General features: G+C 71.9%; 9 protein-coding genes. 7 read left to right on the top strand and 2 right to left on the bottom strand.

Going from position 1 to position 12292, the window contains the following annotated elements; all coding sequences use genetic code 11:
• Positions 1-4: 4 nt before the first annotated feature.
• Complete coding sequence (locus ABD352_RS38520) at positions 5-661, bottom strand: response regulator transcription factor (protein ID WP_344617508.1); 657 nt, start codon at positions 659-661, stop codon at positions 5-7.
• Between the two features lie 188 nt (positions 662-849).
• Positions 850-2352 carry a hypothetical protein gene (locus ABD352_RS38515; RefSeq protein WP_344617507.1) on the bottom strand — a complete coding sequence of 501 codons (1503 nt, stop codon included), beginning with the start codon at positions 2350-2352 and terminating at the stop codon, positions 850-852.
• A 236-nt stretch (positions 2353-2588) separates the two neighbouring features.
• Here ABD352_RS38515 and ABD352_RS38510 point away from each other — a divergent pair, with 236 nt between their 5' ends.
• From ABD352_RS38510 to ABD352_RS38480, 7 genes are all read left to right on the top strand, one after another.
• A complete protein-coding gene (locus ABD352_RS38510; protein ID WP_344617506.1) occupies positions 2589-4322 on the top strand; it encodes a S8 family serine peptidase in 1734 nt (577 codons plus the stop codon).
• Between the two features lie 184 nt (positions 4323-4506).
• A complete protein-coding gene (locus ABD352_RS38505) occupies positions 4507-5397 on the top strand; it encodes a hypothetical protein (RefSeq protein ID WP_344617505.1) in 891 nt (296 codons plus the stop codon).
• Positions 5398-5416: 19 nt separating this feature from the next.
• Positions 5417-9469: a type VII secretion protein EccCb gene (gene eccCb, locus ABD352_RS38500; RefSeq protein WP_344617504.1), complete on the top strand. Its 4053-nt coding sequence runs from the start codon at positions 5417-5419 to the stop codon at positions 9467-9469.
• Positions 9470-9538: 69 nt separating this feature from the next.
• A complete protein-coding gene (locus ABD352_RS38495) occupies positions 9539-9856 on the top strand; it encodes a WXG100 family type VII secretion target (RefSeq protein ID WP_344617503.1) in 318 nt (105 codons plus the stop codon).
• Between the two features lie 40 nt (positions 9857-9896).
• The gene (locus tag ABD352_RS38490) at positions 9897-10208 is read left to right on the top strand and encodes a WXG100 family type VII secretion target (protein ID WP_344617502.1); all 312 of its coding nucleotides are present in this window, start codon (positions 9897-9899) and stop codon (positions 10206-10208) included.
• Between the two features lie 8 nt (positions 10209-10216).
• On the top strand, positions 10217-11617 hold the full coding sequence (locus tag ABD352_RS38485; protein WP_344617501.1) for an EsaB/YukD family protein: 1401 nt from the start codon (positions 10217-10219) through the stop codon (positions 11615-11617).
• A gap of 12 nt (positions 11618-11629) precedes the next feature.
• Positions 11630-12292, top strand: a 663-nt coding sequence (locus ABD352_RS38480; RefSeq protein WP_344617500.1) for a hypothetical protein, incomplete at its 3' end; no start/stop codon positions are given.

Raw genomic sequence — 12292 nt, 5'->3', positions numbered from 1 at the left:
CGACTCACGCCGCCGTACTGGCGTGGCGGTCGCTGGTGAGGTGGCCGAGCTGGATGGCCAGCCGGGTCAGCTCCGCCTTGTTGGTGGCGCCGAGCTTCGTGCGGATCCGCTTGGCGTACGTGTTGATCGTGGCCTGCGACAGCCCCATTCGCCGGGCGATCTGTGCCTGGGTGAAGCCCTGGGCGATCCACCGCAGTGTCTCCACCTCGCGTGGGGCCAGCCCGGTGGAGTCGTCCAGGGGCTGGTTGGTCAGCTCGTGGTGGAACTGCTGGCGCAGCCGGTGGCACACGTAGAACCCGCCGTCGGCGACGGCCCGGATCGCCGTGCCCACCGCCGACCGGTCGGCCTGGCGGCTCACACAGGCGCACGCGCCGGCCCGGACCGCGCTCAGCAGTGAGGGCGCCGTGTCCCACGCGGAAATGACGATCGGTCTGCTCTGTGCCGCCACGCGCGCGATGAGCGCCACCGCTTCGTCCCGGGTGCCCGCGGGCAGGTCCAGCACCACCAGATCGGGACGTGCGTGCACGGTGGACAGGTCGTCCACCCGGCTGACCGACGCCACGATCGACAGCGTCGGGTCAGGCGCGAGGAGCCATTCGATGCCGGCGCGCCGGACCGGTTGGTCGTCGACGATTGCCACGGTGAACGTGTGCCCGTTCACCGGTCCGAGCGGGTCCGCCGCGGCCGGCTGACCGGTCTTCTCAGACCGGACCGTCGATAGCTGCCCCACCTGACCATCACCCCTCACGCAGATGTCGTGCTTCTCAGTCGGTACTACGGCGCGCTGTCGGCGCCCGTTCACATTGCTTGTGGTGCGCGGCGTCCGGCGCCACCGTGGACCCGGCGGCGTCAGTGCGCGGTGTTGGCTGCCCAGATCACGACGCCCTGGTACACGACGCAGACGTTGCCGTCGGCCTCCAGGACCAGCGTCGCGCCGTTGTGGCCGGGCGTGTTGGAGGTCCATATGGTCGTGTCGCTCTGGTCGTTCACCACGAGGTTCCCGTCGTCCTGGAAGACCATCTTGTACCCGCGCCCGGTGGTCGGGGAGTTCCACCGCTTCCGGCCGGTCTCGTCGTACACGGTCAGCTCTCCGTTGTTCTCCATGACCACCCGGGTGCGGTTGCTCTGGACCGACTGACCGCGTTGCAGGACATAGGTGGCCTGCACGGTCACCACGGTCCCTTGGGCGGAGGACGTTCCCGGCCGGCCCGGCGCCGGCGGCGCAGTGGTCGGCTGCGTGCTGCCGCCGCCGGGCCCGCTGCTCGGATCGGTCGGGGCGGCCAGCTGGCCGGCACTGAGTGCCGCGTCGGTGGCGTAGGCGTGGGCGTAGTCGAGCGCGGTCTTGACGAAGTCGCCGATGCCCGCGGAGTCGGGTACCTTGCCGGCCTGGCGTACCGGTTGCGGCCCGAGCCAGAACGCGGCCAGGGCGACCTGGTACGGGTCGCCGCCGAGCGGGGTCAGCTGCGCGACCAGATCGCACATGGCGGTGCCCACTGCGGGGATGGCCGCCTTCGGATCCCCCGGCGAGGCGCTGCCCGACGGGGCGTACTGCGCCCAGATGTCGGGCCGGAACTGGGCGATACCCATGGCGGCGGTCGGCCCGATCAGATCGGCCTGGAAGCCCGAGGCGGCCATCAGCTGTCCCGCCACGCGGCTGGGCGTCACCGTTGGGCAGACCTTCCCGGCGGCCTGCACCAGGGGAAGATACGCGGCCGGTATCGGGCGGGCCGGGCCGGCGGCGCTCCCCGCCGTCGTGGGTGTCTGGTGCTTGGTGTACCAGTCGGCGTAGCCCGACACCTGGTCGACGTACGCGGTCGCGGTGGGCGGCACCCCGTGGGCCTGGACAACGGCGTCGACGCCGACCCGGTAGGCGGCCAGAGCGGTGCGCCACGGGTCCCCGGTGACCTTCGCCGCGCGTACCGCGCCGACCAGGTCGCACATCTGGTGGGCGAGCGCCAATACGGCGCTCGCCGCGTCAGCGCGTACCGCGTGTGGGTCGGGTGCCCACTTCGCCCAGGCCGCGTCCGTCAGGCCGGCGACTCCCGTGCCGCCGTCGGCCGAGGTGGCGTTCTGGTCGAACCTGGACGCGGCCATCAGCTGTCCGGCCAGGCGCGCCGGTGTCAGCGTAGGGCAGGACAGCGCGGCGGTCGCGATGGGCTGGCGCAGGGCCGCTGGCACCGGTGTCCCGGCGTACGCCTCCGGGTTCCGCTTGGACGTGACGAGGACCCCGACGCCGGCGATGAGCGCGAAGATCAGCAGCAGCGCCGCAATAGAGACCGTCACGAGCGGCACGCCGGGCCGGAGGTACCGGCCGAGGTTGTGCTCGCCGGCAAACCGTCGAATCCCGCTCATCGCCACGTTCGCCTCCAGTGTCCGTTGCCGCTCGCGAATACACGACGGCGGACTGAGCGTTCCGGTTCGAAATACGTCCGAACGGACCTCTGTCCCGGCGCGTAGTAATGGCCGTGCCCATCTGGTCGCCGGACCGGAATGATCGAGGTGCGTCAAGGAGGATGCCGGTGCCTGCCATGCGGAGAGGGCGGTCACGCGGATGTGCGGCCGTCCTGCTGAGTTTGACGGTCCTGATCATGGTGTGGGTGTCGGCGCCGTCGACGGCGTCGGCCGCGCCTACTGCGAGCGGCCAGGAATACCAGAAGTACTACACCGTCGCGCAGTCCTATCACGGCTCGCCGGAGAACCTGCCGGAGATCGCCGGGCGGTTCCTGGGCTCGTCCGATCGCAGCCGGGAGATCTTCAACTTGAACGTCGGTCGCCCGCAGCCGGCCGGCGGTGCCCTCAGCGATTCGGCGAAACTGCGCGCCGGCTGGTATCTGGTGCTGCCCTGGGACGCGCGTGGCGACGGTGTGCGGTACGGGCAGCTCCCCACCACCGTGCCCGCGCCGGGCGCGTCACCGACCCCGTCGGCATCGTCGGCACCGACGAGCCGGCCGACCGGCCCGCCCGCGGCCGTGCCGGCGCCGGGGAACTGCGCGGCCGGCCGGAGCGCGCCGGGCAACCAGGACCAGTGGGCGGCCCTGCGACTGGCGCCCGAACACGCGTGGAACTACAGCCGGGGCAAGGGTGTCACGGTGGCGGTCGTCGACTCGGGCGTGGATGCCAACCTGCCGGCGCTCAGCGGGCGGGTCGCTGTCGGCACCGACATCGTCTCCGGCTCCGGCCGTGGCGACACCGACTGCCTGGGTAGCGGTACCGCGATGGCGAGCATCATCGCCGCACGCTCCGACTCCGGTTCCGGTGCGGTAACCGGGGTCGCGCCCGACGCGACCGTCCTGCCCGTCCGGCTGGTCACCACTAACCCGCAAGCGACGGTGCCGGACCAGGTCGCTGCGATCGAGTTCGCGGCCAACTCCGGGGCGAAGGTGGTAGTGCTCGGCACCTATGTCGACCGGACCGACCCGACCGTGGCCGCCGCAATCCGCAACGCCGGGGCGCACGACGCCGTGGTGGTCACCGCCGCCCTGGGCAGCGGGGCCGCCCCGTCGGCCGCCCCATCGGGGCCGCCGGCCGCCACTCTGCTCCGCGTTGGGGCGGTCGGCATCGACGGTATGCCGGCGTTGCACTACCCCGCCAGTGCCGTCGACGTGGTCGCTCCCGGGGTGGCTGTCGCCGGACTGGGGATCAGCGGAGTCGGCCCGGTCTCGGTGACCGGTGGCCAGTACGCCGCCGCCTTCGTGGCGGGGGAGGTGGCACTGGTCCGGGCGAGGTTCCCGCACCTTACCGCGGCCCAGACGGTGCACCGGATCGAGGCGACCACCGACCCGGTGGGAGGCCCAGCCGCCTCCGGTCCCGACGCCTCCGGTCAGCCCGTGTCCGGTCGGGCCGGTACCGGGATGATCGATCCGGGGCTGGCCGTGACCCAGGTGCTTCCCGAGGAGAACCGGGCGGCGACGCCGCAGCCGGTCGCGACCCGTCCCGCCGAGCCTCATCCGTACCGGGGGTACGCACTGGTCATCATCGCGTTGCTGGCTCTGGTCACCGTGGTCATGCTCATTCTCCGGGCCCGCCGCGCGATCCGGCCGGATGACCCCGTGCTCGGCGGGCCCACCGCGCCGGTGACGGAACCCGCCGGTGCCGCGACGGTCGGCGAACGGTTGTCCCAACTGTCCACATCGGACGTCGACGAGACCGGCGTGGCCGGGGAACGTCAATCGGCGGCGATGCCGGTGGCCCCGGTCGTGGCGCCGGACGAGGCGCCGGTCGAGGTCTCGGTCGGCGCGAGCCGGTCGGGTGGCGTCCGCCGCCGGGAGACGGCCGCTGCGACCGGCGTGCCGGCCGAAGCCGAGGAAACCCCGACGGGCTGAACGGGCTCCTCGCCCGAGATTCATGATCCACATTGGATGGTCGACGCGTGCCGCTCGATCGTGAGTCCGCGACGGTTGTGTCGCCGGCATTTCCCGGCATTCCGAGAAACAAAGCAGAACCAGTCGCGGTGGCCGCACGTAGTAGACGCATGGTAACCCGGCGCGAAACCCAAGGAGGACACCGTTGCCTGCCATGCCAAGCGCCGACGGGGCGGCCCGGTCCGATCCGGATCCGGTCGCGCTGGGCCGGGTGACGCCGGAGCACCTGCCGGCGCCGACGGAGCCCTCCACGCCATCGCCGAGCGAGCCGGAACCGGCCGTGACGCCGCTGGCCGCGGCCGCGTCCGGACCACCCGCCGCCCGGACCTCCGTGGACCGTCAGGAGTTCGTCCGCGCCTTCGTCGCACAGTCCTGGGCCCGGCCGGATGGAGACCGGCCCGTCGCCCGGGTGCACGTCACGCTCATGGTCACGATGGGCGCGGTGGCGGTCGCGGTGGTGATCGGCGTGGCCCTGCAGATGTTGCACCCGATACCTCTGTCCATGCCGGCCGCGGCCGCCGCGCCGCAGGTCTCGTCGGGACCGCAGTACAGCGCGGTCAGCGGCTGGGACTGCGGTACCGGGGCGGACCGCGGGTTCGACGTCACGGGGCGCACGGCCGACTGGCACACGGCGCCGCGCGGCGGGTGGGCGTACGACGGTTGCCACGGCACCTTCGAGGCGATCCCGATGAGCGGTGACGCGCACAAGTCCTCCGAGAACGTGTCGGCGGTCTGGTGGTTCAAGCCCGCGGCCGACATCCACCGCTGCACCGTCTCGGTGTACCTGCCCGCCGCCGAGCAGCCGGCCGATTCGGCCGCCACCACCGCACAGTTCTTCGTCACGGCCGGACCGGGCGGCGGCCGGCTGGCGTCGTTCACCCTCGATGAGACCGCAGCGCGCGGCGAGTGGCGATCGGCCGGCACGTATCCGGTCAGTCAGGGCGGGATCGCGGTGCAGTTGGTCAACCAGGGGGTCCCGGCCCAGCCGGCGGCCCGGCTCGCGGTGACCCAGATCCGCGTCGTGTGCACCGGCTGAGCCGGGGAGGAGGAGTGGAATGAGTCGGCTCGCGTTTCACCGTCCGGCGCGGTTCCTGCCGCCGCCGTTGTCCGACGAGAAGGTCGTGCTACCCACGCCGCCGGAGGCGCGCTCGGGCACGGGTGCCTCGACCTGGGTCAGCATGGTGCTGCCGCTGATCAGCAGCATGGCCATGGTCGGCTACATGATCAGTTTCGGCCGGCCGCTGCTGGTCGTCATCGGTATCGTCTTCGTGCTGGTCTCCATCGGTACCACCGTCACGATGCAGGTCCAGACGCGCAGCGCCAACCGCAAGGCCGGCAAGCGGCAACGGGCCCGGTACAGCAACCACCTGGCCGCGGTACGGTCGCAGGCCCGGGCCGTGGCGACCGTACAGCGGATGCACGTGGCGCTGGTCCACCCCGAACCGGAGCGGCTGTGGGGCATCGTCACCGGCTACCACCGGGTGTGGGAGCGGCGCCAGAGCGACCCGGACTTCTTGCGCATCCGTCTCGGCGTCGGGCAGGCGCACCTGTCCACGCCGATGCAGATCGGTACCCGGCTCGACCCGATGGCCGAGTACGACTGGGACTCCTTGCAGGCCGCGCAGAAGCTGGTCGACCGGATGGGCCGGGTCGAGGGGCAACCGAGCGTCGTGGACGTCGGGGCCAGCGGCGTCATCAGCGTTCTCGGCCCGAGGCCGGCGGCCGACGGGGTGGTGCGCGCGTTGTTGTGCCAGGTCGCCGTGCTGCACGCGCCCGAGGACGTGGCGATCGCGGTGGAGGCGTCCGTCGGTGACTGGGGGTCGGCCAAGTGGCTGCCGCACACGATCGAGCCGGACGCGCCCAGCGAGGCCGGGGTTGTGCCGCTGGTCGCCGCCGGCCCGGAGGACCTCGCCGACTACCTCGAGCGGGAGCTGGAGCGCCGGCAGGAGCAGGCCGCCGCGCGGCGCGGCCAGATCGGCTTCGACCGCGGCAGCGCGCCCGTCCAGCGGCGCCTGATCGTGCTGTTCACCGGATTCGACCCGGTATCGGAGTGGGGCCGTTCGGCGCTGCTGCGCGCGTTGCTCGAAGCGGCCGGTCCGCAGCTGGGCATCACCCTGATCTTCCTGGCCGAGCGGGAGGTCGACGAGCCGAGCCGGGTCGACCTGCGCATCCAGCTGACCGACACCAACGAACTGGAGGTCACCGGCACGCCGGCGCTGGTCGCCGCCACCGCGCAGTCGGTGGTACCCGATGTGGTGTCACCGGCGACGGCCGAGCTGATCGCGCGCCGGTTGGCCCCGCTGCGCCTGTCGGACGAACGCGACCAGGTGCTGAGCCGGATCGTGTCGCTGACCGAGATGCTGCTGGGCGGCGACCCGGCGACCGCCGACATCACCGGCCGGTGGGCGAACGCCACCGGGGAACGCCTGCTGCGGGTACCGATCGGCAGCGACGGCGACGGCGAGCCGGTTGTCCTGGACATCAAGGAGTCCGCGCAGGGCGGCTCCGGGCCGCACGGGTTGATCGTCGGCGCGACCGGTTCAGGCAAGAGCGAGCTGCTGCGTACGCTCGTCACCGGGCTGGCCGTGACCCACTCACCCGAGACGATCAGCTTCGTCCTCGTGGACTTCAAGGGCGGCGCGGCGTTCGCGCCGCTGACCGACCTGCCGCACGTCGCCGGCCTGATCACCAACCTCTCCGACGATGTTGCGATGATCGACCGGGTCCAGGCCGCGTTGCAGGGCGAGCAGCAGCGCCGCCAGCAACTGCTGCGCCAGGCGGGCAACCTCGACTCCATCCGGGAGTACCAGCAACGGCAGGCGGCCGGACGGCCCGGCCCGGACGGGAGACCGCTGGAACCGCTGCCGTATCTGGTGATCATCGTCGACGAGTTCGGCGAGCTGCTGTCCGGCCGCCCCGAGTTCACCGATCTGTTCGTGCAGATCGGCCGGGTCGGTCGCAGCCTCGGGATGCACCTGCTGCTGGCCACCCAGCGCCTCGAGGAGGGGCGGCTGCGCGGGCTGGACTCACACCTGTCGTACCGGATCTGCCTGCGTACCTTCAGCGCCCAGGAGAGCCGTACCGTCATCGGCACGCCGGACGCCTACCGGCTGCCGCCGGTACCGGGGTCGGCGTACCTGAAGGTCGACGAGTCGGTCTATCAGCGGTTCCGGGTGGCGCACGTGTCCGGTCCGTACCTCTCGGCGCAGCAACGGGCGCAGGAGCGGGCCGTGCGGTCGGCGATCGTACCGTTCGGCATCCGCGAGCGGCCCGCGGCCGAGGCGACACCGGCACCCGACCGGGCCCCCGCCGCGGCCGAGCACCGGCCGGGTCCGACCGAGCTCGGTGTGGTGGTCGACCGGCTGAAGCAGGTCGGCCGCCCCGCCCACCAGGTCTGGCTGCCGCCGCTGCCCGCCGCGATTGCGATGGACAACCTGATCGGCGCGCCCGGTCTGCTGCCCGGCCGCGGCTACGGCGCCCGGATCTGGGCGCAGCCGGGCACGCTGAAGGTACCGATCGGGGTCATCGACCTGCCACTGCAACAGGAACAGCAACCGCTGGTGATGGACTTCGGCGGGCCGCACGGCCATCTCGCGGTGGTCGGCGCGCCGCAGACCGGGCGGAGCACCGCGCTGCGCACCATCATGCTGGCCGGGATGCTCACACTGACGCCGGAAGAGGCGCAGTTCTACGCCATCGACTTCGGCGGCGGCACGCTGCACCAGTACCAGTCCGCGCCGCACGTCGGCTCGGTGGCCGGCCGCGGCGACCAGCAGCTCGTCCGGCGTACCCTGGCCGAGATCCGCGGGCTGATCGTGGCCCGGGAGAAACTGTTCCGCAAGCTGTCGGTGGACTCGATCGCGGACTTCCGGGCCCGGCGTGCGGCCGGTCGCCTGCCGGACGGGCTGCGGACCGCCGACGTGTTCCTGCTCATCGACAACTGGGGCGCGGTGCGAAGCGAGCTCGAGGACGCCGAGCCGCTGGTCGCCGACATTGCCGCCCGAGGGCTGGGTGTCGGGGTCCACCTGGTGCTGTCGGCCAGCCGCTGGCTGGAGATCCGGCCTGCGCTGAGGGACAGCATCGGTACCCGCGTCGAGCTGCGGCTCAACGACCCGGCCGAGTCGGAGGTCAACCGGCGGCTGGCGGCCCGGATCGCCACCGCCGTGCCGGGCCGCGGCATTGCCCAGCCGGGCGTGCACTTCCAGCTCCTGCTGCCCCGGCTCGACGGTCGGGAGACCGCGGAGGGCATCGGGGAGGCGCAGGAGGACGCGCTGGCGAAGATCAGTGCGGGCTGGACCGGGGCGCCGGCCCCAGCGGTACGGATGTTGCCGGCCCGGCTCACCGTGGCGCAGCTGCGGGAGCTCCCCGTGCGCACCACCGGCGTACCGGTAGGGCTGGCCGAGGCCGACCTGGCTCCGGTCACCGTCGACCTGTCGGGCGAGACCCGGCACTTCATGGTGCTGGGCGACTCCCGGTCGGGCAAAACCTCGTTCCTGCGGACCTGGATCGCCGGGCTGGTCGACCGGCATTCCGCCCTGGACATCCGGATCGTGCTCGTCGACTACCGGCGTTCGCTGCTCGACGCCGTTCCGGCCGACCACCTCGGCGCGTACGCCATGGACGGCCGGGCCGCCGAGGCGTACGTCCAGCAGGTCTGCGACAAGCTGCGCGAGCGGCTGCCGCCGTCCACCGTCACCGTGGCCGAACTGCAGGCGCGCAGCTGGTGGGAGGGGCCGGAGATCTACGTGGTGCTGGACGACTACGACCTGGTCGGCACCGGCCACGGCTCGCCCCTCGCACCGCTGGCCGAGTTCGTGCCGCACGCGCGTGAGGTCGGCCTGCACATCGTGCTGGCCCGCCGGGTCACCGGGATGAGCCGCGCGTCGATGGCCGACGTCCTGATGACCCGCATCCGCGAGCTCGGCTGTGACGGCCTGGTGCTCGACGGCGACCCGCGGGAAGGGCCGCTGCTCGGCGACGAGCGCGCGGCCCCGCGGCCACCCGGTCGCGGCGTGCTGGTGCGGCGCAGCGCCCCCAACGCCCTGGTGCAGATCGCGCTGTCCCAGGACGCCGACGAATCGGCCGCGTCGGCACTGGCACCCAGCTGAGGAGGTGTCCACAGGCGCTGTCGTACGCGGTACCAAAGGAATCTGTTGATGTGAAGAAAGGGTGCAGAAGTGGACTTCAAAGTCACTCCGGAGTACGTCGCGAACGCGGCGGCCAACTGTGACGCCACGGCCAACGAGATCCAGGCCCAGCTCGCGGCGCTGAAGTCGTACGTCGTCAATCTCGAGGCGACCTACCACGGCGTTGCCGCCACGACGTTCCAGGCGCTGATGCAGGACTACGACACGTTCGGCCGGATGCTCAACAACGCCTTGACCGACATCGGCTCGGGCCTGCGCGGCAACTACGTCAACTACACCGACACCGAGCAGCAGAACATCTCGAACCTGGTTCCCATCCAGGGCGACCTGCCCGGCGCGCGGCTCTGATCCGCGTTCCCCGTCCGACCGACCACACAAGGAGATCGCCATGCCCGACGTCACGGGATCGATGCTGCAAGTACCCAGCGACCTGCAGGGGGCCGGAAACTACATCAACGGCGTCGCCACCCAGATCGAGGGGGAGCTGTCCGCGCTGAAGAGCCAGCTCGCCCCGCTGATGCAGACCTGGACCGGTGCGGCGCAGGCGTACTACGAGGGCCTGCAGCAGGAGTGGAACGTCGCCGCGGACGGCCTGTTCGGCCCGACCGGGGTCCTCGGCGTCATCGCCCAGACGATGAACCTGAACTGGAACAACTACTCCGACTGCGAGTCCTCCAACGTGCAAACCTGGAAGCGCTGAGCGCGGCCATGCTTGACGCGCGGAGCAGAGTGACGGTGGTCGGCGTGCGCAAGCGCGTCGACGTGGCGCTGCCGACCACCGCACCGATCGGCGAATACGCGCCCGGCCTGGCCGACCTGTGCGGGCAGGAGCGCCGCAACGTGCTCCCCGCCGCCTGGTCGCTGGCCCTGGCCGGGGAGGCGGCGTTGCCGCTGGACACGTCGCTGGGCGCGGCCGGCGTCACCGACGGTCAGATCTTGTACCTGCGGGATGTCGCCCGCGATCCGGACACCGAACCGATCGTCGAGGACGTCGGCGAGATCGTCGCCGAACAGGCCCAGTCGCAGCGCGACAACGCCCCGCCGGCGGGGCTCGTCGTCATCGGGTTCGGCCTGCTGTGGCTGCTCGCCACCGGGCTGCTCGCGTTGTGGTACCAGGGAAGTGCGATCGGCGGTGCGCTCGCCCTCATCGCGGCGGGCCTCGTCATGGTGGCCAGCGGATGGTCGCTCAGCCAGCGCGAGACGCCGGTACCCGCGGGCCTGCGGCTGCTGGTGATGCTGACCGCGGTGCCGTGCCTCGCCGCGGCCGGCGCGCTCGTGGCGACCGCGCTGGCCGGGGGCGGGTACGCCTGGGCCGGCGCCGTCGGCGGGGCGAACGTGGCCGCACTGATGGCGCTCGCCGCGTTGCCCGAGGCCGTCATCATCGCCCTGGCGGTCGAACTCGGCGTGGCCGCGGTCCTGGCGCCGGTATTCATCGCCCTGCACACGAACGCAGTGCAGACCAGCGCCACCGTCGTCATCGCCGCGCTGGCCTTCATCGGCGTCGCGAAACTGCTCGCCGCGGGCATCGCCGCGTGGTCGCGGCGGCCGTCGAAGGGTCCGGCGTCGATGGAACGATCGGTGACCGAGCTGCTGATCCGCTCGCGCCGGCTGCTGACCGTCGTCCTCGCCGGGCCCACCCTGGCGCTCGCCGTGGCCTTCGTGGTCCTGGCCGCGTCGCGCGGCGGATTCGCCATCGCGCTGTCCGCGGTCGTCGGCGTGGCCTTGCTCGTCCGTGCGCGGCAGCGCGGGTTCACCAACGAGCTGATCCTCATCGGCGGCGCGGGCGTGGTGGGCCTGTTCAGCGCGCTGGTCGCGCTGGTGAGTCGTTACCACCTCAACGGGACCGTGATCGTCGCTGGCCTCGCGGCGCTCGGCGCGGCACTGGTCGGCGTCGGCATGGCCGGGTCGATGATGCGCCGGCAGCCGGACACGATGCCGGTCCTCACCGCGGCCGCGGGTGCGATGCCGGGCGCGACGGTGCGGCCCGACCGGTACCGCTTCATCGACATCGTCGGCGTGCTGTGCAACGTCGCGGCGGTCTCGCTGGCGCTCGGGGTTTTCGGTGTGTTCGACGACCTGGTCGGCATGGGCCGCACCATGGTCGGCTGACAGGAGGCCGCCATGACCGGTTCGGACGCACCCGAGATGACCGCCCGCATCGACGCGCTCCCGGCCACGCCGCAGCAACCAGCCGTCCAGACCATGCCGGACGGAACCCGCGTGGAATACGACGCGGACGGCAACCCCACCCGTCAGTGGAACCCGGACGGTTCGGTGCGCACGTACCAGCCGGACGGCACGTCGACCGAGCAGCTGCCCGACGGCTCGAGCCTGTACCTCGACCAGTCCGGCCAGCCCGTTCGAGAGGTGGCGCCGGACGGCACGACGTACACGAGCTTCGACGGCCAGGGACGCCCGACGTCGGGTGTGACACCGGCCGGTGCCAGATTCACGCTGTCGTATGACGCGCAGGGCAACGTGTTCGAGAAGTTCGACGACGGTACGGTGCTGGAGTCCGACCCGGGTGGCAAGCCGATTCGTGAGATCGCGCCGGACGGCACAACGTACACGGGCTTCGATGGCCAGGGACGCCCGACGGGTGGTGTGTCGGCGGACGGCAGTCAGTTCACGTTGTCGTATGACGCGCAGGGCGACGTGTTCGAGAAGTTCGCCAACGGTACGGTGCTGGAGGCCGATCCGAGCGGTAAGCCGATTCGCGAGGTGGCGCCGGACGGGACGACGTACACGAGCTTTGATGATGGTGGTCGGCCGACGTCGGGTGTG

The organism is Dactylosporangium salmoneum, assembly GCF_039532525.1.
In the GTDB taxonomy this organism is placed as follows: Bacteria; Actinomycetota; Actinomycetes; order Mycobacteriales; family Micromonosporaceae; genus Dactylosporangium; species Dactylosporangium salmoneum.
The sequence above is the reverse complement of the archived record's forward strand: the minus strand, read 5'-3'. Positions and strand labels throughout refer to the sequence as shown.